The following is a 23,481-nucleotide window of genomic DNA, read 5'->3' on the forward strand; positions in this document are numbered from 1 at the left end:
CCAGAGCGTAGGACGAAGCCGGGCCGGTCGCGGCCAGCGCGACCGGCCCGGCCGGATTTCAGCGGTTGACCAGTTTAGCCGGCGTCAGCCACACCAGCACGGCGCCCACCACCAGGATCGCGGACAGCACGTACATCGGCAGCTGCGTGCTGTGCGTCAGGTCCTTCAGCGCGCCAACCATGTATGGCGACACGAAACCGGCCAGGTTGCCGACCGAGTTCACCACGGCGATGCCGGAGGCGGCGGCAATGCCGGACAGGAACGCGGTGGGCAGCGACCAGAACAGCGGCGCGCAGGTCAGCACCCCGGCGGCGGCCAGCGACAGCGCGGCGATGGACACGGTCGTATTGTTGGTGAACGAGGCGGCAATGGCGAAGCCCACCGCACCCATCAGCGCCGGCACGATCAGGTGCCAGCGGCGTTCCTGGCGCGCATCGGCGCTGTGGCCGAGGATGTTCATGACGATGATGGCGCAGATGAACGGGATCGCCGACAGCAGGCCGATCTTCAGGTTGCCGGTGACGCCGCTGGCCTTGACCAGCGTGGGCATCCAGAACGTCAGCGCATACTGGCCGGTGACGAAGCAGAAGTAGATCAGGCACATCCACCACACGCGGCGGTCGCTGAACACGGCGCCCAGCGAATGGCCGTGGGCCTGGCCGGCGGCGGCGCCGGCCTTCTTCTGGTCTTCCTCGACATTGCGCTTGAGCACGCGCTTTTCATCGGCGCTGAGCCACGGTGCCTTGTCGATGCCGTCGCGCAGCACGAAGATCGTCACCACGCCGATGACCAGCGCGGGCAGGGCTTCCAGCAGGAACATCCACTGCCAGCCGCTCATGCCATGCGTGCCGTTGAAGGCGTCCATGATCCAGCCCGACAGCGGGTTGCCGAACATGCCGGCGACCGGGATGCCCGACATGAACAGCGCGATCATCTTGGCGCGGCGGTTGGCCGGGTACCAGTAGGTCAGGTACAGGATCACGCCGGGGTAGAAGCCCGCCTCGGCCAGGCCGAGCAGGAAGCGCATCACGTAGAACTGTGTCGGCGTCTTCACGAACAGGAACAGCGCCGAGATGATGCCCCACGTGATCATGATGCGCGCGATCCAGATGCGCGCGCCGATCTTGTGCATCAGCAGGTTGCTGGGCACTTCGAACAGGAAATAGCCGATGAAGAACAGGCCGGCGCCCAAGCCGAACACGGTCTCGGAAAAGGCCAGGTCCTGGCCCATCTGCAGCTTGGCAAAGCCGACGTTGACGCGGTCGAGGTAGGCGACCACGTAGCACAGCATCAGGAACGGCATGATGCGCCAGAACACCTTGTTGTAGGCGCGTTTCTCGATCTGGGTGTCGGTGTCGAGCCGGGCGTTGCCGCCCAGGCTGTCGAAGGCTGGCACGCTGGCCGCCGGTTGGTTGGATGGCATTGGTGGTCTCCGGGTAGAGTCAGTCTGGTCTAGTAATGGGTGGCGGCCGCGCGAATTGCAGGCATGCGCGTGTCCCGCACGGTGGCCACAAGGCAACCGCGCCGGTCAGATTCGTATGGCCGTGTCAGTCGGAAAAACGGGTGGCCGTGCTACCAGCGCGCCCGGAAGGCGTCACGCAATTCAGCCAGTGCGCCGTCAGGCAGCGCCGCGCGGGCGGCGAAGCCCGGCGTGTCTTTCATCATCATCCATAGCTTGGCGGTCTCCTCCAGTTCTTCCAGCGCGAACGCGGCGCGCGAGACGCTGGACTCCCACACCACCGGACCGAGGCGCTCCAGCAGCACGCCGCGCACCTGCGCGGCCAGCGTGGCCACGCGCGCGGCGACCGCGGGATCACCGGGCCGGTGATAGGGAATCAGCGGGATATGGCCGACCTTCATCACGTAATACGGCGTGAGCGGCGGCAGTACGTCGTCCGGTTGCCAGGCACCGGCCAGCGTCAGGGCCACGAGGTGCGTCGAGTGCGTGTGCACCACGGCGTGCGCCCCGGGGTTATTGTCGTAGATCGCGCGATGCAGCGTGAGCGTCTTGGACGGCTTGTCGCCCGACACCCAGGTGCCGTCGGCGGCGACCTTGGCTACCGCGGCCGGATCCATCATGCCCAGGCAGGCGTCGGTCGGGGTGATCAGCCAGCCATCGTCCAGCCGCGCGCTGATGTTGCCGGCCGAGCCGACGGTATAGCCGCGCTGGTAGAGGCTGGCGCCGATGCGGCAGATCTCTTCGCGCAGCTTGCTTTCGGTGCTCATCATTGGCCTCCGAGCTGGCGCAGCGCTTCGTCAAAGAAGTCCGGGCCGCCGAAATTGCCCGACTTGAGCGCCAGGGCCAGCGGCGTGGCGCCGAGCGTGACCGTGGCCGGCACGCCGGGTGCGATCTGCGTGCCAATGCGCAGCGCGCGGACGTTCAGCGCCTGCACCACGGCGCCGGAGGTCTCGCCGCCGGCGACGACAAAGCGGCGCGTGCCGCGTGCGAGCAGGCCGGCCGCGACGGTGGCCAGGCATTGCTCGACCAGGTGGCCGGCGCGCTCGACGCCCAGTTCGGCCTGCACGGCCTTGACCTCGTCGGGGCTGGAAGTGGCGTAGACCAGCACCGGCTCGTCGTGCGAGGCGGCGAAGTCCAGCGCGGCGTCGGCCACGGCTTCGCCGCGCGCCAGCGCGAGCGGGTCGATGCGCAGCGCCGGGCGACCTTGCTCCAGCCAGCGGGCCACTTGCCCGTTGGTCGCGCGCGAGGCGCTGCCGGCCAGCACCACGCCCGGGCCGTCGACGGCCGGGACCGCGTCGGCATCGCCACGCTGCGGCAGCAGGCCGGCGCGGCGGAAATTCCCGGGCAGGCCCAGCGCGATGCCGGAGCCGCCGGTGATCAGCGGCAGGCCGGCGCAGGCTTCGCCCAGCGTGAGCAGGTCGGCGTTAGACACCGCATCGGCGACCGCCAGCCGCACGCCGTCGTGGCGCAGCGACGCGATGCGGTCGGCCGTGGCCTGCGCGCCGCGCGCGACCGCGTCATAGCGCAGCAGGCCGACCTTGCTCTGGCTTTGGCGCTGCAGCACGCGCACCAGGCTGGCATCGGTCATCGGCGTCAGCGGGTGGTGCTCCATGCCCGATTCGTTGAGCAGCGCATCGCCCACGAACAGGTGGCCGCGGAAGATGGTGCGGCCGTTCTCGGGGAAGGCGGGGCAGGCGATGGTGAAATCGCTGTCCAGCGCGTTCAGCAGCGCTTCGGCGACCGGGCCGATATTGCCGGCATCGGTCGAATCGAAGGTCGAGCAGTACTTGAACACGAACTGGCGGCAGCCCTGCGCGCGCAGCCATTCCAGCGCGGCCAGCGACTGCGCCACGGCCTCGGCGGCGGGGATGGTGCGCGATTTCAGCGCGACCACCAGCGCATCGGCCGCGCCGGTATCGGCCACGGATTCAGGCACGCCGATGGTCTGCACGGTGCGCATGCCATTGCGCACCAGCGTGTTGGCGAGGTCGGTGGCGCCGGTAAAGTCGTCGGCGATACAGCCAAGGAGCGCGGTCATCGTTGGTGCTCCTTATTCGGCCGTGCCCGGCAGTTCGATGCCCGGGAAGATCTTGATCACGGCCGAATCGTCTTCGCCGCCGTGGCCGGCGGTGGAGGCCATCATGAACATCTGGTGCGCGGCGGCCGACAGCGGCAGCGGGAATTTGCTGGTGCGCGCGGTGTCGAGCACCATGCCAAGGTCCTTGACGAAGATGTCGACCGCCGACAGCGGCGTGTAGTCGCCCTTCAGGATATGCGGCACGCGGTTCTCGAACATCCACGAATTGCCGGCGCTGTGCGTGATCACGTCATAGAGCGCGTCCGGGTCCACGCCTTCGCGCATGCCAAGCGCCATCGCCTCGGCCGCGGCGGCGATATGCACGCCGGCCAGCAACTGGTTGATGATCTTGACCTTGGAGCCCGCGCCGTGGGCGGCGCCCAGGCGGTATACCTTGCCGGCGATGGCGGCCAGCACGTCCTCTGCCAGCGCGTAGGCTTCGGCGGGGCCCGAGGTCATCATGGTCATCTCGCCGCTGGCGGCGCGCGCGGCACCGCCGGAGACCGGCGCGTCAAGCATCAGCAGGCCCTTTTCGGCGAGGCGCTGTCCCAGCGTCTCGGCAAAGCCCGGCGGCACCGTGGCGCTGGCGATCACCAGCTTGCCCGGCTGCATCTCGGCCACGGCGCCGTTGGCGCCGAACAGCACGGCCTCGGTCTGCTGCGCGTTGACGACCAGCGTCAGCACCACGTCGCAGCGGCTGCCCAGCTCGGCGGGCGACGCGCACGGCACGCCGCCTTCATCGGCAAAGCGCTGCAGTACTTCGGGACGCAGGTCGCAGGCGTGCACCTTGAAACCGGCACGCAGCAGCGACTGCGCGACACCAAAGCCCATGGCACCAAGGCCGATGACGCCGATATTCCTGGACATAGAGGACTCCTGAATCTGATACGGGGAAAGCTTGAAAGGTGCGGCTGGCGTCAGTTCGACGCGCCCCGCGTGGCGGCGGCTTCATCGTCACCGGCGCCGTTCTCGTCGGCGCCCAGCTGGGCCAGCCGGCGGGCGGCGTTGTACATGTGGTTCTGCGCGGCATTGCGCGCGGCCAGCGGGTCGCCGGCGCGGATCGCCGCGACGATGGCCTGGTGTTCCTCGCGCACCTGGCGCGAGAAGTCGGCGCGGCGTGCCTCGTTGGTCCGGGTCACGCGGGTGGCCGCTTCGAGGTACTGGCTGAGGAATTCCAGTGTCTTCAGGAAGTAGGGGTTGCCGGTGGCGCCGGCGATGGCGCGATGGAAGGCCACGTCCGCGGCCACGCCGTCGCCGCCTTGCCCGACTTCCTCGTCGATGCGGGCCAGCGCGGCATCGATGGCGGCCATCGATGCGTCGGTGCGGCGGCGCGCGGCCTGCGCGGCCACCTCGGCTTCGATCGCGCGGCGCAGCTCGACGATCTGCAGCACCGATTCCAGCGTGCCGGTGTCGGTGTAGTCGATGCGCAGCGGCCGGATGCCGGCCTGCAGCGTCACGAACACGCCGCTGCCCTGGCGCGATTCGACGACGCCTTCGTACTTCAGCCGGGAAATCGCCTCGCGCACCACGGTGCGGCTGACGCCGAACTCTTCGGACAGCACCGCCTCGGTGGGCAGCTTGTCGCCGCGGGCAAAGGCGCCGCTCTGGATCTTGTCCAGCAGCTGTTCGGCGACGTTGTCGGTCAGCGCTCGGGCAGGGACTTTCTGGAACATGCGGATTCGCCGGGTTATTCGGTAATCAGGTCATCATACAAATTTGCTAGGACGATGCGATCCCGGGAAAACCCTAGGATGGTGCGTTGGTAGTTACCAATGCTCCACTTTGGTGCTTCGCCGCCTGCCCCGGGCTGGCGTATCATGGGCGCCCGCCCGAGCCTGGAAGGCCGGGACACCTATTGCTACCCACGCCAGACCCAACCGCCATGCCAGTCACCGTCCTGATCTGCCCCTGGTCCGAAGCGCGCGAACGTGCCCGCGCCATCCGCTACACCGTGTTTGTCGAAGAGCAAAACGTGCCGGTGGAACTGGAATGGGACGAATGGGACGAGCCCAGCTGGCACGCGCTGGCGCTGGCCGGGGATGGCACCCCGGTGGCCACGGGCCGGCTGCTGCCCGACGGCCATATCGGCCGCATGGCCGTGCTGAAGGCGGCGCGCGGCACCGGCGTCGGCGCGCAGGTGCTGCGGGCGCTGATGGAGAAGGCCGCGCAACTCGGCTACCCGGAACTGGTGCTCAATGCCCAGACCCATGCCGCGCCGTTTTACCTGCGCGCGGGGTTTGCCCAGTCGGGGGAGGAGTTCGAAGAGGCCGGCATCCCGCATATCGAGATGCGCAAGCGGCTGGCGGGCTGAGCGCCCGCTGCCGCCATTACCGCGGCGCCTGCACGATGCCCGTATCGCGCGGCAGGTTCAGCTTGCCGTGGTAGGACACCTCGCCGATGCGGCCACTGGCGTCGAAGCTGCGTTCGCTCAGGTCGAAGCGGCCATCGTGCCGCACGCGCAGCACCGTGCTGGCGCGGGTGCCGTATGACGCCGAGCGGATAAATGCCGATGACAGCAGCTTCTCCCACTCCGGCGCGACGCCGGTGGAGGGCAGCTCGAAATCCGCCGCCTGGCGCTCGTCGGCCAGCATCTGCAGGTAGGGCTCGGCGCTGGCATCGGCTCGCCCGCTGTCGGCCGCCAGCACCTCGGCAAGCGCGCCCACGCGGCTGCGCACCTTGGGCCAGGGGGTGTCGAGCAGTGCATTGGACAACCCGTACAGTCCCGGGCGCAGCTTCTGCGGCTGGCGCGTGGCCGAGCGGTTGCTGTACCACCAGAGTTCGCGCAGGTCGCAGGCAAGCAGGTTGAAGCCGTTGTAGCAGCCATCCTCGCCGGCCAGCCCGTCGAGATAATCGAACGGCGCATCATGGCCGCGCAGGAAGCCGGCCACCAGCTCGCCGCGCGAGCGCGCGTCGGTGCGTTTCTCGGAAGGGGCGCGGTAATTGGTCAGCGCGGCAAAACGCCCGTCGGCGTTGACGCCCATCCAGGTGCCGGGCTCGCCGATCACTTCCGCCAGGTCGCGTCCAGCCAGCACCTGAGGCGCATCCTGCCACCAGTGCACGGCCGCCGCGGGGCGGACATAGAATTCATCGCGGTTGCCGGCAACGACCAGGGCATAGTCCGGGTGGGATTGCCAGGCAACCAGGATCAGGCACATCGTTCGGCTTCCTTTGCCGCCGGGGACGCTGGGCGCGCGGGCGTTCCGGCGTACTTCGCGTTTCTGCAGTTCCGGGACGCTACAGCACGTCCAGGTCGATAAAGTGTTCGGCCTGCCGCTCGCCGTCCACCCACTGGTCCAGCCCGCTCTGGCGCCACAGGCCGGCCAGCGTGACATCGAAGGCGGGCGGCACGTCGGCGTAGCATTCCATCCAGGTCTGCACGCCGGCTCGGGTCTCGGGCCTGCGCATCAGCGTACCACCAATTCCGGTCGCCTCGGCAACCGTCTCCATCCAGCGGTGCCAGAGCGGCAGCGCTTCGGCGGCAACGGCCTCGGGCACGCGGAAATAGACGAACAGGTGGTCGCTCATGGCAGGGTCCCGGTTCCGAAATGTCAGCCCGCCGCCTGGGCCGCTTCGCCCAGCGGCACGTCGTAGGGCAGGGTGGCGGTCGCCAGCGCAGGGCCTTCGGCGCTGCCCAGCCGCAGCGCGCTGCCGGCGGCGTCGATCTTCAGCTCGGCCAGCCCGGCCCAGCCGCCCTGCGGCGCGGGCGCGGCGTTGACGATCATGCCGCACGGCTGGCCGGGGTCTTCCGGCCGGTAGATCTCCGCCGCGGGCGCCGGCACCTCGCCATCGCCCTGCACCAGCCACATGCGGCGCTTGAGCGTGCCGCGGTACTGGCTGCGCGCGACGATTTCCTGGCCCGGGTAGCAGCCCTTGCGGAAATTCACGCCGCCGACCAGCTCGAAATTGATCATCTGCGGCACGAACTGTTCCTGCGTCGCGGCGACGATGCGGGGCAGGCCGGACTGCACTTCCAGCCAGTCCCACAGCGCCGGCGGCGCGTCCTGCAGCTTGCCGGCCAGCGCCGCGCGCACGGCCTCGGCGCGCCCGGCGGGCAGCAACAGGTGCCAGCGCGGCTGCCCGGCGGCGTCCGGCAGGCGGATCACGGCAACGCCGTCGGCCTCGGCAACGGCAAAGGCCGCTTCCGGCGCCGGCAGGTTCGCGGCCGCCAACGCATCGGCGGCACCGGCACCGGCGACGCCGACGATGGCGCTGGCGGGCGTGATATCGGCCAGTTTTGCCTTGGAGCGCAGCACGAACATCGACAGCCGCTTCTGCACCGCGGCCTGGATATCGGCGGACAGCTGCAGCACGATGCCTTCAGCATCGCGCCACATCAGAAAGGTGGCGAGCAGGCGACCCTTGGGCGAACAGTAGCCGGCCAGGCGCGCGGAGCCCGGCGTCAGGTCCTCGACCGCATTGGTGAGCTGGGTGTGCAGGAAGCTGGCGGCATCGTCGCCGGCCACGCGGATCAGTCCGAGCCCGGCGGGGGCACAGACGATTCCGCTTGCCTGCAAGGATTCGAGGCTGGCGGCGAGTTCCGGGGCTTTGGCATTCATCACTGGCATTGCGAAATCGTGGCGATCGTCCGAGACAGATCGGGTTGGAAAGGCACCGGTGGCGGCGCGCGCGGCCAGGTGCGCAAGAGGCGCCGGAGCCGCCGCGCATGGTCGGTGCGAGGCTGCCGGTTATTATATGGGGCTACGAGATTTTCGGCCGATGCGCCGCAGTCTCACCCCGATCCTGATACATGAAACGTTTTTTCCTTCGCCTGGGCCTGGCGTTCCTGGTACTCGCGCTGGCGGCAGCCGGCGGCTTTGCGTGGTGGGCCAATCACCCGCTGGCGCTGAACCGTTCGCCGGTCGAAGTGGTGATCAAGCCCAATTCGGGCGTAGCCAGCGTCGGCCGCCAGATCCAGCGCGGCGGCGTCGGCATGGACCCGCGGCTGTTCACGCTGCTGGTGCGCCTGACCGGCCACGGGCCCGACCTGAAGGCCGGCGGCTATGAATTCGAGACCGGCGCCACGCCGCTGTCGGTGATGGGCAAGCTGGTGCGCGGCGAAGTCACGCACTACGTGGTTACCGTGATCGAGGGCTGGGAGTTCCGCAAGATGCGCGCGGCGGTCGATGCCAGCCCGGCGCTGAGCCACGATACGCGCGACATGTCCGACGCGCAGCTGATGAAGGCAATCGGCGCCGCCGAGGCCTCGCCCGAGGGGCTGTTCTTCCCGGACACCTACCTGTTCGCGCGCGGCAGCAGCGATATCGACCTGTACAAGCACGCCTATCGCGCCATGCAGCGCCGGCTCAATGAAGCCTGGAACGCACGCGCGCCCGACCTGCCGTACAAGTCCCCGTACGAGGCGCTGGTGATGGCGTCGATCGTGGAGAAGGAGACCGGGCAGGCGTCGGAGCGCCCGATGATCGCCGCGGTGTTCATCAACCGGCTGCGCAAGAACATGATGCTGCAGACCGACCCGACCGTGATCTACGGCCTGGGCCAGGCCTTCGACGGAGACCTGCGCAAGCGCGACCTGCAGGCCGACACCCCGTACAATACGTACACCCGCACCGGCCTGCCGCCCACGCCGATCGCGCTGCCGGGCCTGGCCTCGCTGGCGGCGGCCACCGCACCGGCGCCGTCCGATGCGCTGTACTTCGTCGCCCGCGGCGACGGCAGCAGCCATTTCTCCAACTCGCTACCCGAACACAACCGCGCGGTCGACAAGTACCAGCGCGGCAAATAGGCATTCCATGCGCGGAAAATTCATCACTTTCGAAGGCATCGACGGCGCCGGCAAGAGCACCCATATCGACTGGGTGGCGGCACGGCTGCGGGCGCGCGCCGGCATTCCCGCCGTGGTCACCACCCGCGAGCCGGGCGGCACGCCGCTGGGCGAAGACCTGCGCCAGCTGCTGCTGCACCGGAAAATGCACCTCGAGACCGAGGCGCTGCTGATGTTCGCGGCGCGCCGCGAGCATATCGCCGAGGTCATCGACCCCGCGCTGGCACGTGGCGAATGGGTGATCTCCGACCGCTTCACGGATGCCACCTTTGCCTACCAGGGCGGGGGCAGGGGCCTGCCGACGCAGCGGCTCGAAGTGCTGGAAGACTGGGTGCAGGACGGCCTGCAGCCGGACCTGACGCTGCTATTCGACGTGCCGCTGGAAACCGCCAGCGAGCGGCTGGCCGGAGCCCGGGCGCCGGACAAGTTCGAGGCGGAATCGCGTGCGTTCTTCCAGCGCACCCGCGACGAATACCTGCGCCGGGCCGCGGCGGCACCGGGGCGCTTCCGCGTGATCGACGCCACGCGCAGCATCGACGCAATTCGAGAAGAACTCGATCAGATTATCGCAACCCTTTGATCTGACGGCACTATACTCCCTGATTCACATGCTCTATCCCTGGCAGAAGGAAGACTGGCAACGGCTCGGCATCCTGCGCGAACGGCTCCCGCATGCCTTGCTGATCCATGGCCAGCAAGGCATCGGCAAGCGCGACCTGGCGCTGCATTTCGCGCAAGGCCTGCTTTGCGAAGCGCCGCGGCCCGACGGCCAGCCCTGCGGCCAGTGTTCCGCGTGCCACTGGTTCAGTCAGGGCAATCACCCTGATTTCACCGTGGTGCGCCCCGAGGCGCTGGATGCCTCGGCCGAGCCTGATACCGACGAAGGCGGCAAGAAAAAGGCGCCGAGCAAGATCATCCGCATGGAGCAGGTGCGCGCGCTGATCGAGGCGGTGGGCGTCGGCACGCACCGTGCAGGCCTGCGCGTGGTGGTCGTGTATCCGCTCGATGCGTTGCAGACCGAGGGCGCCAACGCGCTGCTGAAGACGCTGGAGGAACCGCCCCCGTCGACCGTATTCCTGCTGGTGACCGACCGGCTCGACCGTATCCTGCCGACCATCCTGTCGCGCTGCCGCCAGTTCTCGGCCCAACGCCCGACGCCGGAGGCCGCGCTCGCGTGGCTGCAGGGCCAGGGGGTTGCCGATGCCGAGGCCCAGCTGGCGCAGGCCGGCGGTTCGCCGCTGACCGCGCTGCACGCGGCCGAGGCCGAGGAGCAGCCGCTGCAACGCCTGCTGGTCAGCCAGCTGGGCGCGGGCGCCGCGTTCGACGCCTCTGCAGCCGCCGAACAACTGCAGAAGCTGCCGGTGCCCGCCGTGCTTGGCATCCTGCAGCGCTGGACGTACGATCTGCTGAAGCTGCGGCTGGATGGCGCCGGCGGCACCGCGCCGCGCTACTTCCCCAAGGAGCGCGCCGCGCTGGCGCGCTGCGCCGGGGCCACCGACGCGCACCGGCTGCAGGCCTACGCGACGCGGCTGACCGCGCATCGCCGCAGCGAGAACCATCCGCTGGCGGCAAGGCTGGTGATGGAGGCAGTATTCCTGGAGTACCGGCAGCTGTTCCGATAAGGCAGCGCCCCTACGCAGTGCCGCTACGCAGTGCCGTTTCGGGGCAACACCATAACAACAAGCAGTAACAAGCAGCATCGTCATTCAGGGGGTCAACCATGAACACTGCAGTCACCGGGGCACCGCCGGGCGCCCCGCTGGGCGCGCCGACCGGCAGCGGTGCGGCATCGCGTCCCAACGTGCTGTCGTTGTCGATCAAGGATCAGGCCGGGCTGTACGCGGCCTATATGCCATTCCTGGCGCGCGGCGGCATTTTCGTGCCGTCGAACCGCCCGTTCCGGCTGGGCGAGCAGGTGTTTCTGGTGCTGTCCCTGCTGGACCGGCCGCAGAAGTACCAGATCGCGGGCCAGGTGGCCTGGATCACCCCGGCGGGCACGCCGATGAAGACCCCCGGCGTCGGCGTACACTTCCCCGACGACGACAACGGGCGCAACCTGCGCCGCGCAGTGGAGGAGATCCTGGGCAAGATGCTGGAATCCGGGCGCCCCACGCAAACCATATGAAGATTGCGAAGATTGCTTCGCAATCCATTGATAGTTAATGAATTCTTCCCGTTTTTCCCTGCGCATTGCCGAGCCCCGCGACCTGCCGGGCATCGTGGCGATCTATAACAGCACCGTGCCGTCGCGCATGGTCACCGCCGACACCGAGCCGGTCACCGTGGACTCGCGCCAGGCCTGGTTCGACGCCCACCAGCCCGGACGCCGCCCGCTATGGGTGTGCGAGGATGCCGACGGCCGCATGGCCGGCTGGATGAGCTTCTCGGATTTCTATGGCCGCCCGGCCTATGGCGGCACCGCCGAGGTCTCGATCTACCTGGACGCCGAGCGCCGGGGCCAGGGGCTGGGCCGGTACTTGCTGCAGCGGGCCATCGACCATGCGCCCGCGGTCGGCGTGAATACGCTGCTCGGCTTCATCTTTGGGCACAATGCCCCCAGCCTGGGCCTGTTCGCCGCGATGGGCTTTACCCGCTGGGGCGACCTGCCGCGCGTGGCCGTGCTCGACGGCGTCGAGCGCGACCTGATCATCCTCGGCCTCCGCGTGGATGGCGGGCAGTCGGCCTGAGCGGCCGAAGACAAGAGAATTCCCATGTTTGTCGATTCCCATTGCCATATCGATTTCCCCGAGCTGGCCGCGCGCCTGCCCGAACTGCTCGAAAACATGCGCGCCAACCAGGTCACGCATGCGCTGTGCATCTCGGTGACGCTGGAGGACTTCCCGCGCGTGCTGGCGCTGGCCGAGCAGCATCCCAACCTGTATGCCTCGGTCGGCGTGCATCCCGACTATGAAGAGGGGGAGGACCCGTCCGTCGAGCGCCTGGTCGAGCTGTCGGCGCACCCGCGCGTGGTCGGCACCGGCGAGACCGGGCTGGACTACTACCGCCTCAACGGCCGCAGCATCGCCGACATGGAATGGCAGCGCGAACGCTTCCGCAACCATATCCGTGCCGCGCGCCAGACCGGCAAGCCGCTGATCATCCATACCCGTTCGTCCGCCGACGACACGCTGCGGCTGATGCGCGAAGAGAACGCGGGCGAAGCGGGTGGCGTGATGCACTGCTTTACCGAGACCTGGGACGTCGCCCGGCAGGCGCTGGACCAGGGCTTCCATATCTCGTTTTCCGGCATCGTCACTTTCAAGAGCGCCGCCGACCTGCAGGAGACCGCGCGCAAGGTGCCGCTCGACCGCATGCTGATCGAGACCGATTCACCCTACCTGGCACCCGTGCCATACCGCGGCAAGACCAACGAGCCGGCCTGGGTGCGCCACGTAGGCGAGTTCATTGCGCAGCTGAGGGGGGTGCCGGTGGCGCAGGTGGCTGAGCAGACCACGGAAAACTTCTTCAACCTATTCAAGCACATCGACGGGAATGCTCATGTTTGACCTGAAGTTTGTCCGCCGTGCCGCCGGCGCCGTGGTGCTGGCGGCGGCCACGCTGGCGCAGGCCGCGCCGGCCGACGACATGCGCAAGGCGGTCGAGTTCGACGATGCCAATACCGTCAGGAAGCTGCTGGCCAAGGGCGTCGATCCCAATATCGTCGACAGCCGCGGCAACCCGGCGCTGGTGCTGGCGCTGCGCGAGAAGTCGCTCAAGGTGGCAACGGTGCTGATCCGCGCCAAGGACATCGATTTCGACAAGGCCAACCCCGCCGGGGAGACCCCGCTGATGATGGCGGCGCTGCAGGGCCAGCTCGACATGGTCAAGCTGATGGTCGACGAGATGGAGGCCGAGATCAACAAGACCGGCTGGACCCCGCTGCACTACGCCGCCACCAATGGCCACAACAACGTGGTCAAGTACCTGGTCGACCATGCCGCGTATATCGACGCCGAGTCGCCCAACGGCACCACGCCACTGATGATGGCCGCGCGCGCGGGCCATATCGAGACCGTCAAGCTGCTGCTGGACGAAGGCGCCGACATGCGCCTGAAGAACCAGCAGGGCATGACCGTGATCGACTTTGCCGAGCGCTACAACCAGGCCGAGATCGCCAACGGGCTGAAGTCGCGCTGGCAGAAGATGTATCCGCAGACGCCGATCGTGCCGGCGCCGCCGCTGAAGGCGCCCACCGGGACGCCGGGCGGCCAGCGTCCCGCCACCGCGCCGGCTGCGCCGCAGACCAAGGGCTGGTAAGGCGCGCCCCGGCATGGATGCAACCCCCGCCCCGACCGCACCGGGCCGGCTGCGCCAGTGGGCACGGCGGCTCAAGGCCAGCCTGCTGACACTGTGGTTCTGCAGCCGCCACTCCGGCACGCCGCTGGGCGCGCGGCTGCTGGCGGTGCTGGTGGTCGGCTATGCCTTCAGCCCGATCGACCTGATTCCCGATTTCATCCCGGTGCTGGGCTACCTCGACGATGTCGTGCTGGTGCCGGTGGGCATCTGGCTCGCCTTGCGGATGATTCCGCCCGCGGTCACCGAGGAATGCCGCGGCCGCGCCGAGGCCTGGCAGGCCACCCATGCGCAACGGCCGCGCATTCGCGCGGCCGCCGTGGTGATCGTGCTGCTGTGGGGCGTGCTGGCGTGGCTGGCCTGGCGCTGGCTGGCGCCGCGCTGACAGCGCGCTGACAGCGGGCACAGCCTCTAGACGTCGTCCGCCAGCCGCACGCCCGTGAACTGCCAGCGCTGGTGCGGGTAGAAGAAGTTGCGGTAGGTTGCCCGGATATGCGATTCGGGCGTGACGCACGACCCGCCGCGCAACACCATCTGGCTGCTCATGAACTTGCCGTTGTACTCGCCGACCGCGCCGGCGTTCGGGCGGAAGCCGGGGTAGGGCAGGAAGGCGCTGCCGGTCCATTCCCACACATCGCCGAACATCTGGCGCAGCACGCCCGAGGTGTTCTGCCGGTCCGGCAGCGGCCGCAGCGCGCGGCCTTCGACGAAATTCCCCGTGGCCGGCAGGCTGCGCGCGGCGTGCTCCCATTCCGCCTCGGTCGGCAGCCGGCGCTCGGCCCAGCGCGCGAATGCGTCGGCCTCGTAGAAGCTGATATGGGTGACCGGGCTGTCCGGATCGACCGGATGCATGCCGCGCAGCGTCATCTGCCACCATGTGCCTTCGCGCGCTTCCCAGTACAGCGGCGCCTGGATGCCTTGCTCGCCGACCCAGCGCCAGCCGTCGGACAGCCACAGGCCGGCGGTCTGGTAGCCGCCGTCGTCGATGAACTCGAACCACTGGCGGTTGCTGACCGGGTGCGAGCACAGCGTGAACGGCTGCAGGTAGACCTTGTGGCGCGGCGCCTCGCAGTCAAAGGCAAAGCTCTCGCCGCCATGGCCGATCTCGACCACGCCGCCGTCGAAGCCGATCCAGTCGGGCGCCGGGCGCGGGTCGGCAATCACCGGCTCGGGCAGTTCCGGCGCAAAGGCCGGCCGCAGCGGATTCTGCGCGAACAGGTGCAGGATGTCGGTCAGCAGCAGTTCCTGGTGCTGCTGCTCATGCTGCAGGCCGAGCATGATCAGCGCGGCCTCGGCGTCGGTCTGGGCGCTGCCGAGCAGCGCCATCATCGACTCGTCCACGGCCTCGCGGTAGGCCAGCACCTCGTCCAGCGACGGGCGCGTCAGCAGGCCGCGCTGCGGGCGCGGATAGCGCGGGCCGACTGCCTCGTAATAGGAGTTGAACAGGTAGCGGTAATCCGGGTCCACCGGCTCATAGTCGGGGATGCGCGCGGCCAGCACGAATTCCTCGAAGAACCAGGTGGTGTGCGCCAGGTGCCATTTCGCCGGACTGGCGTCATCCATCGACTGCACGGTGGCATCGGCATCGGACAGGTCGGCCACCAGCGTCTCGGTGCTGGCGCGGACGTGGCGATACTGCGAAAGCAGGGCGGGTTCGTGCGGAGGATGGAGGGCGGCGGCGGGCAACAGGGCTGAAGTCATGCGGGCTCCCGGAATGGATCGATCGATGACTGCAGGCGGCCGGCGGGCGCGTCCTTGCTGGCTGCGCCAGCGTGCCGCCAATGGCACGCGGGGCGCCGTAGCGCCCCAACCCATCATAGACCCGATCCGTTGCCGGGGCGAGCAGGCGTCGTCCTACACGGCGCGCGGCTGCCCGCTGGCTTCAGTCAGCCATTCCAGCAAGCCGTTCAGGCGGCCAGCCGGGTGGCGTCGTTCAGCGCCGCGACTTCGGTGCGGGCGTTGGCCAGGCCGGCTTCGCGGAACTCCGGACCCATGGCCAGGCCGTGGGCGCGCACGTAGGTAATGTCGGTGATGCCGAGGAAGCGCAGCACCACGTCGACGGTGACTTCGTGCAGGTCCAGCGAATTTGCATCCTGGCGCACGCCGCCGCGCGACGACACCACGATCACGCGCTTGCCGCCGGCCAGGCCGACCGGGCCGTTCTCGGTGTACTTGAAGGTGCGGCCAGCCTGTGCGATGCGGTCGATCCAGGCCTTGAGCTGGCTCGGGATGCCGAAGTTGTACTGCGGCACGCCCAGCACCAGCACGTCGGCGGCGAGGAATTCGGCCAGGAACTGCTCGGTGCGCTCCAGTTCGGCTTGCTGCACGGCGTTCAGGCCATCCTTGGGACCGCCCAGAACCGGCAGCAGGTTGCCCGACAGGTGCGCCGGGCCATCCCGGTCCAGGTCGCGCACGGTGACCTTGGCTTCAGGGTTGACCGCGACCAGGTCGGCCACCACGCTGGCGGTCAGGTTGCGGGAAACGGAGTTGTCGCCGAGGACGCTGGAATCGATCTGCAGGATGTTCATGTCTTTCTCCACGAAGGGGCGGTTGCGATGGAGGAAAGATACTGGCTGGCCATTGGTATCGGTAGTGAGGCAAAATGCAAATGATTGTTCTATCGATGCAACGCCAAGCCAAACCGTCATGCAAGACCTCAACGACCTGTCCCTGTTCGCGCAGGTGGTGGAACACGGCAGCTTTTCGGCGGCCAGCCGCGCCACCGGCGTCCCCAAGTCGCGCCTGAGCCGGCGCATCGCCCAGCTGGAGCGCGACCTGGGCGTGCAGCTGCTGCGCCGGACCACACGGCAGGTGCGCGTGACGCCGCTTGGCGAGTCGTTCTACGAACGCTGCCGGGCCATGCTCAACGAAGCCCAGGCCGCGCGCGAAGTGATCGAGCAGGCGCGCGAGCAGCCTGGCGGCACGCTGCGCGTCAGCTGCCCGGTGGCGATAGCGCAGATCCTGCTGGCGCCGGCCATCGGGCATTTCATGCGGGCCAACCCGGCGGTGCGGATCGAGCTGGAGGCGACCAACCGGCGTGTCGACGTGATCGCCGAGGGCTTCGACCTGGCGCTGCGTGTGCGCGAGGTGATGGAAGACTCGAGCCTGGCCGTGCGCACCTTCGGCGAGAGCCAGCTGATGCTGGTGGCCAGCCCCGCGCTGCTCGACAGCATCGGCCGGCCGCGCACGCCGCAGGCGCTCGACGGCATGCCCGGCGTGGGCCAGCACCCGCATGACGGCAAGCATGTCTGGATGCTGCGCTGCCAGCCCGGCGAGACCATCCAGATCGCCTACGACCCACGCCTGGTCACCGATGAATTCGCGCTGCTGCGCGAGGCCGCGATCGCCGGCGTGGGCGTGGCCATGCTGCCGCGCATGTACTGCCGCGATGCCATCGACAGCGGCCAGCTTGAACTGCTGCTGCCCCAGTATGAGATGCCGGTCGGCACGCTGCACGCGGTGTTCCCGTCGCGCAAGGGCGTCACGCCGGCGACCCGGCGCTTTCTCGATTTCCTGGGCGAGATCCTGCCCGAGTGCGCGCGCAAGGTCGGCATGGTTGAACCGAGGCAGCCGGCCATGCACAGGGTGGTCTAGCGCGCGCCCCGTCCGGGAGCGTGTGGTGTGATCGGCGAGAGGGCGGACGTCGCACGGATCTCGGCCGCGCGGGTCATCGGCGCGCCACGGGCAAGTCTGGCAATTGCGGCTTTACCTTCACGCCGGCTCGCACTAAGGTACAGGGGCGGCACCTGCGCGTGAGGGTAAAGGCGCATGGAAGCCGGACCGTTCCCAAAAAACTCGGCAAGGAGAATGGCCATGGGTGGCTCTCAGGATTTGGGCAAGGCGCTGTTGCGCATCGTGCTTGGCGTGCTGATCCTGATGCACGGCATCGCCAAGGTGACCGGCGCATCCGGCATCGGTTTCGTGTCGAAGGTGGTCGCGGATGCGGGGTTGCCGGCCTGGGTTGCCTATGGTGTCTATATCGGCGAGCTGGTGGCGCCGATCCTGCTGATCATCGGGTTGTGGAGCCGGCTGGCGGCGATCATCGTCGCCATCAACATGCTGTTTGCGCTGTTCCTGGTGCACAGCGCCGAATTCGGCGCGCTATCCAAGACCGGCGGCTGGGCGCTGGAGCTGCAGGGCATGTTCCTGGGGGCGGCGCTGGCGGTGGCGTTGCTGGGCGCCGGCAGGTTCAGCGTGGGCGGCATCAACGGGAAGCTCAACTAGCTTCCGCGGGTCTGGCGCCGCGCGGCACCGTGGCGTTCCGGCGCCGCGCGGATGGGCAGGGGTGCCGGGTGAACGCGTGACCGTGGCCTCTGGAGACGTATCGTGAAATCCTTCCGGTTGTCCTTTCCGCTGGTGGCGGTGGCGCTGACCGTGGCGGGCTGCGCCAGCGCGCCCGACATCAAGACCGACTACAATCGCTCGGCCGACTTCAGCGCCTACCGCAGCTTCGGCTTCGTCGAGCATCCGGGCACCGACCGACAGGGATACGAGAGCCTGACCACCCAGTACCTGAAGGGCGCGGTACAGCGCGAGATGACCGCGCGCGGCTACCGCTACGCGCAGCAGTCCCCGGACCTGCTGGTCAACTTCAACACGCGGTTGCAGGAAAAGGTCCAGGTCAGCCCGGCGCCGATGATGGGCTATTACGGCTATCGCGGCGGCCTCTATGCGCCGTGGCCCGGCTACGGCTTCTACAACGACGTCTATACCTACACCGAAGGCACGCTCAATATCGACCTGGTCGATGCCCGCCAGAAGAAGCTGGTGTGGGAAGGCGTGGCGGTGGGCAGCGTCGATACCGGCGACAAGGCCGATGCGCAGCAGCGCATCGACAAGGTCGTGGGGCAGATCTTTGCGAAGTACCCGTTCCGCGCGGGGCAATAGCCCGCGCTAGCCTGCACTAGCCGGGCCGCGGCGCGCGCTCGATCGCCTCGGCGATAAAGGCATCGACGGGCTTGGGCGCCGACCACAGGTAGCCCTGGCCAAGCGGGCAGCGCAGCGCGCGCAGTGCTGCGCGCTGCGATTCCGTTTCCACCCCTTCGGCCACGCACTCCAGCCCCAGGTCGCGCGCCATTGCGATCATGTGGCGGCAAATAGCTTCGCGCTGGCCGTGGCCGTCGATCTGCGCGACGAAATAGCGGTCCAGCTTGAGCTGGGTGAAGGGCAGGTCCGCCAGCAGCTTGAGCGTGGCGATGCCGATGCCGAAATCGTCGATCGCCACGCCGTAGCCCATCAGCCGCAGCCGGTTCAGCGCGACCGACAGCGCCACCGTGTCGGGCACGGGATAGCCTTCGGTCAGTTCCACCGTCAATGCGCGCGGCGACACGCCGCTGGCCGCCACCAGCGTATCGAGCTGTTCCAGCACGCCCGGCCGGCACAGGGTTTGCGCCGACGCGTTGATGCCCAGCGTGATGTCGATGCCTGCGGCCTGCAGTCGCTGCTGTGCCGCCAGGCACTGGCGCACGACGAATTCAAACACCAGGTGGGCGGCGTCCAGCGCTTCCAGGCGCGGGACAAAGGCATCGGGCCGCAGTAGTCCGTGCCGCGGATGGCGCCAGCGCACCAGCGCTTCGGCGCCGGCCAGCCGGCCGCTGGCAAGGTCGTGCTGCGGCTGCAGCATCACCAGCAGGCCGTTGCCCGAGCGCGCCGCGGCGGTCAGCTCGGCATCGTCGGGCAAGCAGGCGGGCATCTGTGCGTCGTGTTCCGGGCCGGGCGCCAGCACGGCGGCCAGGACTTCCTCTACGGCATCGCGCGAGAGGGGTTTGCGCAAGGCATGCACGCGCGCAATGCCCGCGGCGTGCGCCAGGCTGCGATTCGATTCCAGGATGTCATCCGCCAGCGCGGTAACCCAGACCCAGACCGGCGGTGCCGCGGCAAACGCCTGCGCGCCGCGGCGATGCAGTTCGGCGATCAGTTCCGGGCCATTGCCGCCAGGCATCTCGATGTCGCACAGCACGGCGTCGAACGGCTGGCGGCCAAGCAACTCGGCGGCCTGCATGCCGCTCTGCGCCGACACCACCGTCTGCACCCCCAATTGCCGCAGCAGTCCCTCGGCCGCGAGCCGCTGGAACGGGTGGTCTTCGACAACGAGGATGCGCAGGGTAGCGTAACGGATCGGCATGGGAGGGGGGCGCGGCGAGCGCATCCGGGCATGGTAGCGCGGCATCGGCGCGCCGGCCAGCAGTGGGGCTGTCGCCATGGCGCAGCGAAATTGGCGATATAGCCGGTGAAACGCGCTGCGTTACGAATATTTGCGCTTTCCGGTTCAATGACCCGCTGCCATACCCGCTACAATCGCTGCCCGTAGTTTTGAACATGGCATGTCGATAATGGGTTTGGGCTGGTTCGGATTCTCGACTTTCTGGGTGCTGCCGCTGGTCTGGCGGATGGCCGGGCGCTGGCTTGCCGGCGATCGCCGTCTGGCCGGGCCGGGCTCGCTGCGTACCTGGCTCGGTACGCTGGCGGTGCTGTGTGCCAGCGCCAGCCTGGAGGCGCTCACCGGCGGGTCCGACCCGGAGTCCAGCGCGGGCGGTTCCGCGGGACGCGCGCTTGCCGGCATGTTCGGCAACCTGTTCGGCTGGACCGGTGCCTTGCTGCTGATGCTGGGCGTGCTGGCGCTGGCGGCACCGATGGTGTTCGGCGAAACCTGGCGCAGCCTGTTCGCGCGCAAGCCGCGCCGCGCGGCGGACCCTGATGCCCCGACAGACGAGCCGGCGCCGGCCTTCACCAACCCGTTCGCCAATACTTTCACGCCGCAGGCGCCGCGCGAAGCCGAGCGCCGCGAGGCCGCCACCGGCGCCCAGGGCAACTGGAGCGCGCCGCCCCAGCGCCACCGCAGTTTCGAAGCGGTTTCGGCGCGGCGCCAGCCCGCGTGGCAGCCGCCGCGGCGTACCCGTGAATCGCCGCCGCAGCCGGGCGAGATCTGGCTGCATGCTGCCGATGCGCCGGCCGCGGGCAAGACCGTGCGCGCCGCGGGACCCTCCGCTGCGGCAGGCGCGGCCCAGGCCGTTGCGCAGGCGGCGCCGGCAGCACGGCCTGCGCCGGCGCCGGCGCCACGCAAGCCCGCAGCGGCCGCAGCGGCCGCAGTGGCTGCAGCGCCGGCACAGGCAGCAGCGGCCGCACGTCCTGCGCAACCCCCGCGCGCAACCGTCGTCAGCAGCCCGTTCCGACAGCCGCAGCCATTGGTGCGCTCGTCGATCACGACTTTGCCGGAGGCGCAGGCGAAGGCGGCGGCAACGGTGCCATTGGCTGCGCTCTCGCCTGCCGCAGAGGTTGTGCCTGCCGCGGCGGCCGGCGTTGTCCAGGCAGCAGTCGAGCCGGCGATTGCCATCGCCAAGCCGGCGGTGCCGGAAACGCCGGTGGCCGAGGCCGACACGGCTGTCGCCGCTGACACGGTTGTGATCGAGCCCGACGACGCGGCGCCGGTCACGCCGGCAGGGGCGGCAGAATCGGCAGAGCCGGCAGAGCCGGCAGAGCCGGCAGAGCCGGCTGCGCAGCCGGCTATCGACAAGGACATTGCCGGCGACATCGACGCCGTCACGCTGGCAGCAATCCGGCAGGAAGCGCTGGACCTGCTGGCCGAGTTGCAGGCGCTGGCGGGCAAGGCCAGGCAGCCTGCGTCCGTAACGGAAGTCGCCGCAGTTCCTGAAAGTCCCGCAATCACGGCGGCGCTGGCCGACATTGCCGACGCGACGGATGCTGCGGACGAAATCGATGCTGCGCCGAAGGATGAAGCAGACGGCCTGGTCCCGGCAGGCGAAACTGAGGTCGAAAGCCAGCCTGTGGGCGCCGTGCCGGCTGACGACACTGACGATCTCGGTGCCGTGGCACAGGCCGTCGCTACCTCGGCGATGGAGGAGGAGAGTGGGGCTGCACCGGCCTCGGCCGACCCTGCCGCCGAGCGGGACACGGAAACGCTGATGGACGGTAACGGTCTGGTCGGCGAAGCGGTTGCTGATAGGGGGGCAGGCGAACCTGATGCGGAGGCGGAGGTCGCTGAGGCCGTTGAGGTTGCGGAATCGGCCGAGGTCGTTGAGTTGGCTGAGGTCGTTGAGGCAGCTGAGGTCGTTGAGTCGGCTGAGGTCGTTGAGGCAGCTGAAGCAGTTGAGACTGTTGAAGCAGTCGAGTCAACCGAAGCTATCCAGCCGGAACAAGAGCTAGCGGCTGCCGCGATCGAGGCGGCAGCGGAACCTGCGGAAGCGACCGTCGCACCCGAGCCGGCACCGCCCCCGATCGCCGCGCCCCTGGCCAAGCCCCGCATCGTCCTGCCGGCCGTGGTCGGCCGCACGGTGCCGCTGGGCTCGAGCCAGCCCGCTCCCGCACCCGCACCGGTTCCCGAACCGCCCGCGCCCCGCCCGCCGGTCGACTACCGCCTGCCGCCCGCCGACCTGCTGGAAAACCAGCTCGACAGCGGCGAGCAGGTGTCGGAAGAGCGCCTTCGCGACACCGGTGAACTGATCGCGCAGCGCCTGGCCGAGTTCAAGGTACCCGTCGCCGTGGTCGGCGCCGATGCCGGCCCGGTCATCACGCGCTTCGAGGTAGAGCCCGCCATGGGCGTGCGCGGCGCGCAAGTCGTGGGTCTGATGAAGGATCTTGCCCGCGCGCTCGGCGTGACCTCGATCCGCGTGGTCGAGACCATCCCCGGCAAGACCTGCATGGGCCTGGAGCTGCCCAATGCGCGCCGGCAGATGATCCGGCTGTCCGAGATCGTCCAGGCGGCCTCGTTCCAGGCACACCATTCGCGCCTGGTGCTGGCGATGGGCAAGGACATCACCGGCAATCCGGTGGTCACCGACCTGGCGCGCGCGCCGCACCTGCTGGTGGCGGGCACCACGGGTTCGGGCAAGTCGGTCGCGGTCAACGCCATGATCCTGTCGATGCTGTACAAGGCCACGCCGGAAGATGTGCGCCTGATCATGATCGACCCCAAGATGCTCGAGCTCTCGGTCTACGAGGGCATCCCGCACCTGCTGTCGCCGGTGGTCACCGACATGAAGCAGGCCGCGCACGCGCTCAACTGGTGCGTCGGCGAGATGGAAAAGCGCTACAAGCTGATGTCGGCGCTGGGCGTGCGCAACCTGGCCGGCTACAACCAGAAGATCCGCGCCGCCGAGGCGGCGGAGCGCAAGGTGCCCAACCCGTTCTCGCTGACGCCGGACGCGCCCGAGCCGCTGTCGCGGCTGCCGATGATCGTGGTGGTGATCGACGAGCTGGCCGACCTGATGATGGTCGCGGGCAAGAAGATCGAAGAACTGATCGCGCGTTTGGCCCAGAAGGCCCGCGCCGCCGGCATCCACCTGATCCTGGCGACGCAGCGACCGTCGGTCGACGTGATCACCGGGCTGATCAAGGCCAATATCCCGACGCGGGTGGCGTTCCAGGTCTCGTCCAAGATCGACTCGCGCACCATCCTCGACCAGATGGGCGCCGAGAGCCTGCTCGGCCAGGGCGACATGCTGTTCCTGCCGCCGGGCACCGGCTACCCGCAGCGCGTGCACGGCGCCTTCGTCGCCGACGAGGAAGTGCACCGCGTGGTAGAGCACTGGAAGCAATTCGGCGAGCCGGATTACGATGAAGCCATCCTGGCCGGCGACCCGGCCGAGGCCGGCGGCGCCGACCTGTTCGGCGAAGGCAGCGGCGATGGCGAAGCCGATCCGCTGTATGACGAAGCCGCGTCCTTCGTGCTGACCAGCCGGCGCGCCTCGATCTCGGCAGTGCAGCGCCAGCTGCGCATCGGCTACAACCGCGCGGCGCGTTTGATCGAGCAGATGGAAGTCGCCGGGCTGGTGTCGCCAATGGGCCGCAACGGCGCGCGCGACGTGCTGGCGCCGGGGCCGGCGGACTGACACGACGTTACCTTCCGGAGGC

24 protein-coding genes are annotated in these 23,481 nt (G+C 68.8%); 13 read left to right on the top strand and 11 right to left on the bottom strand.

Going from position 1 to position 23,481, the window contains the following annotated elements; translation table 11 throughout:
- Window positions 1-58: 58 nt before the first annotated feature.
- The 5 genes from AC5WJ1_RS06670 to AC5WJ1_RS06690 all read right to left on the bottom strand — a co-directional run bounded on the left by AC5WJ1_RS06670 (window position 59) and on the right by AC5WJ1_RS06690 (window position 5,209).
- The gene (locus tag AC5WJ1_RS06670) at window positions 59-1,423 is read right to left on the bottom strand and encodes an MFS transporter (RefSeq protein WP_135705067.1); all 1,365 of its coding nucleotides are present in this window, start codon (window positions 1,421-1,423) and stop codon (window positions 59-61) included.
- A 149-nt stretch (window positions 1,424-1,572) separates the two neighbouring features.
- Entirely contained in the window at window positions 1,573-2,226 is a 654-nt protein-coding gene (otnC, locus tag AC5WJ1_RS06675) for a 3-oxo-tetronate 4-phosphate decarboxylase (protein WP_135706249.1), read from the bottom strand.
- Entirely contained in the window at window positions 2,226-3,497 is a 1,272-nt protein-coding gene (gene otnK / locus AC5WJ1_RS06680; protein WP_494476431.1) for a 3-oxo-tetronate kinase, read from the bottom strand. The genes otnC and otnK overlap by 1 nt, the downstream gene beginning before the upstream one ends.
- Before the next feature lie 12 nt (window positions 3,498-3,509).
- Window positions 3,510-4,403, bottom strand: coding sequence for an L-threonate dehydrogenase (ltnD, locus tag AC5WJ1_RS06685; RefSeq protein ID WP_133096900.1), 894 nt, complete (start codon window positions 4,401-4,403; stop codon window positions 3,510-3,512).
- Window positions 4,404-4,453: 50 nt separating this feature from the next.
- Window positions 4,454-5,209 (bottom strand): FadR/GntR family transcriptional regulator, encoded by a 756-nt coding sequence (locus AC5WJ1_RS06690; protein ID WP_135705068.1) that lies wholly within the window; start codon window positions 5,207-5,209, stop codon window positions 4,454-4,456.
- Window positions 5,210-5,418: 209 nt separating this feature from the next.
- Between AC5WJ1_RS06690 and AC5WJ1_RS06695 the strand changes: the two genes are divergently transcribed.
- The gene (locus AC5WJ1_RS06695) at window positions 5,419-5,847 is read left to right on the top strand and encodes a GNAT family N-acetyltransferase (protein WP_133096902.1); all 429 of its coding nucleotides are present in this window, start codon (window positions 5,419-5,421) and stop codon (window positions 5,845-5,847) included.
- Between the two features lie 16 nt (window positions 5,848-5,863).
- Here the strand turns inward: AC5WJ1_RS06695 and AC5WJ1_RS06700 are convergent, their stop codons facing one another.
- From AC5WJ1_RS06700 to ygfZ, 3 genes are all read right to left on the bottom strand, one after another.
- Window positions 5,864-6,691 (bottom strand): NRDE family protein, encoded by an 828-nt coding sequence (locus AC5WJ1_RS06700; protein WP_133096903.1) that lies wholly within the window; start codon window positions 6,689-6,691, stop codon window positions 5,864-5,866.
- Between the two features lie 79 nt (window positions 6,692-6,770).
- Window positions 6,771-7,061: a DUF4936 family protein gene (locus tag AC5WJ1_RS06705; RefSeq protein WP_029048215.1), complete on the bottom strand. Its 291-nt coding sequence runs from the start codon at window positions 7,059-7,061 to the stop codon at window positions 6,771-6,773.
- 23 nt (window positions 7,062-7,084) lie between these two features.
- Entirely contained in the window at window positions 7,085-8,101 is a 1,017-nt protein-coding gene (gene ygfZ / locus AC5WJ1_RS06710) for a CAF17-like 4Fe-4S cluster assembly/insertion protein YgfZ (RefSeq protein WP_494476432.1), read from the bottom strand.
- Window positions 8,102-8,283: 182 nt separating this feature from the next.
- Between ygfZ and mltG the strand changes: the two genes are divergently transcribed.
- The 8 genes from mltG (at window position 8,284) to AC5WJ1_RS06750 (ending at window position 13,996) form a co-directional block, all read left to right on the top strand.
- Window positions 8,284-9,279 (top strand): endolytic transglycosylase MltG, encoded by a 996-nt coding sequence (mltG, locus tag AC5WJ1_RS06715; protein ID WP_195431385.1) that lies wholly within the window; start codon window positions 8,284-8,286, stop codon window positions 9,277-9,279.
- A 7-nt stretch (window positions 9,280-9,286) separates the two neighbouring features.
- Window positions 9,287-9,898, top strand: a complete 612-nt coding sequence (gene tmk, locus AC5WJ1_RS06720) for a dTMP kinase (protein ID WP_133096906.1) — start codon at window positions 9,287-9,289, stop codon at window positions 9,896-9,898.
- Window positions 9,899-9,926: 28 nt separating this feature from the next.
- Window positions 9,927-10,940 (top strand): DNA polymerase III subunit delta', encoded by a 1,014-nt coding sequence (locus AC5WJ1_RS06725; RefSeq protein WP_135705071.1) that lies wholly within the window; start codon window positions 9,927-9,929, stop codon window positions 10,938-10,940.
- Between the two features lie 98 nt (window positions 10,941-11,038).
- Window positions 11,039-11,443, top strand: a complete 405-nt coding sequence (locus AC5WJ1_RS06730; protein WP_135705072.1) for a PilZ domain-containing protein — start codon at window positions 11,039-11,041, stop codon at window positions 11,441-11,443.
- Between the two features lie 37 nt (window positions 11,444-11,480).
- A complete protein-coding gene (locus AC5WJ1_RS06735) occupies window positions 11,481-12,005 on the top strand; it encodes a GNAT family N-acetyltransferase (RefSeq protein ID WP_494476433.1) in 525 nt (174 codons plus the stop codon).
- A gap of 24 nt (window positions 12,006-12,029) precedes the next feature.
- Window positions 12,030-12,824 (top strand): TatD family hydrolase, encoded by a 795-nt coding sequence (locus tag AC5WJ1_RS06740; protein WP_494476434.1) that lies wholly within the window; start codon window positions 12,030-12,032, stop codon window positions 12,822-12,824.
- Window positions 12,817-13,575 carry an ankyrin repeat domain-containing protein gene (locus AC5WJ1_RS06745; protein ID WP_494476435.1) on the top strand — a complete coding sequence of 253 codons (759 nt, stop codon included), beginning with the start codon at window positions 12,817-12,819 and terminating at the stop codon, window positions 13,573-13,575. Before AC5WJ1_RS06740 ends, AC5WJ1_RS06745 begins: the two co-directional genes overlap by 8 nt.
- Window positions 13,576-13,588: 13 nt before the next feature.
- Complete coding sequence (locus tag AC5WJ1_RS06750) at window positions 13,589-13,996, top strand: YkvA family protein (RefSeq protein ID WP_135705076.1); 408 nt, start codon at window positions 13,589-13,591, stop codon at window positions 13,994-13,996.
- Between the two features lie 26 nt (window positions 13,997-14,022).
- Here the strand turns inward: AC5WJ1_RS06750 and egtB are convergent, their stop codons facing one another.
- Together egtB and AC5WJ1_RS06760 are read right to left on the bottom strand one after the other, a co-directional pair.
- Entirely contained in the window at window positions 14,023-15,312 is a 1,290-nt protein-coding gene (gene egtB / locus AC5WJ1_RS06755; RefSeq protein ID WP_133096913.1) for an ergothioneine biosynthesis protein EgtB, read from the bottom strand.
- Window positions 15,313-15,518: 206 nt separating this feature from the next.
- Complete coding sequence (locus tag AC5WJ1_RS06760) at window positions 15,519-16,139, bottom strand: FMN-dependent NADH-azoreductase (protein ID WP_494476436.1); 621 nt, start codon at window positions 16,137-16,139, stop codon at window positions 15,519-15,521.
- Between the two features lie 118 nt (window positions 16,140-16,257).
- Between AC5WJ1_RS06760 and AC5WJ1_RS06765 the strand changes: the two genes are divergently transcribed.
- The 3 genes from AC5WJ1_RS06765 (at window position 16,258) to AC5WJ1_RS06775 (ending at window position 18,498) form a co-directional block, all read left to right on the top strand.
- Window positions 16,258-17,205 (top strand): LysR family transcriptional regulator, encoded by a 948-nt coding sequence (locus AC5WJ1_RS06765; RefSeq protein ID WP_133096915.1) that lies wholly within the window; start codon window positions 16,258-16,260, stop codon window positions 17,203-17,205.
- A gap of 219 nt (window positions 17,206-17,424) precedes the next feature.
- A complete protein-coding gene (locus tag AC5WJ1_RS06770; protein WP_133096916.1) occupies window positions 17,425-17,835 on the top strand; it encodes a DoxX family protein in 411 nt (136 codons plus the stop codon).
- Window positions 17,836-17,937: 102 nt separating this feature from the next.
- Window positions 17,938-18,498, top strand: a complete 561-nt coding sequence (locus AC5WJ1_RS06775) for a DUF4136 domain-containing protein (protein WP_494476437.1) — start codon at window positions 17,938-17,940, stop codon at window positions 18,496-18,498.
- Window positions 18,499-18,514: 16 nt separating this feature from the next.
- Here AC5WJ1_RS06775 and AC5WJ1_RS06780 read toward each other — a convergent pair whose 3' ends face one another.
- Window positions 18,515-19,735: an EAL domain-containing response regulator gene (locus tag AC5WJ1_RS06780; protein WP_135706250.1), complete on the bottom strand. Its 1,221-nt coding sequence runs from the start codon at window positions 19,733-19,735 to the stop codon at window positions 18,515-18,517.
- A 208-nt stretch (window positions 19,736-19,943) separates the two neighbouring features.
- Between AC5WJ1_RS06780 and AC5WJ1_RS06785 the strand changes: the two genes are divergently transcribed.
- Window positions 19,944-23,459 (top strand): FtsK/SpoIIIE family DNA translocase, encoded by a 3,516-nt coding sequence (locus tag AC5WJ1_RS06785; protein ID WP_494476528.1) that lies wholly within the window; start codon window positions 19,944-19,946, stop codon window positions 23,457-23,459.
- Window positions 23,460-23,481 lie beyond the last annotated feature (22 nt).

Source organism: Cupriavidus sp. MEYA8 (assembly GCF_059278825.1).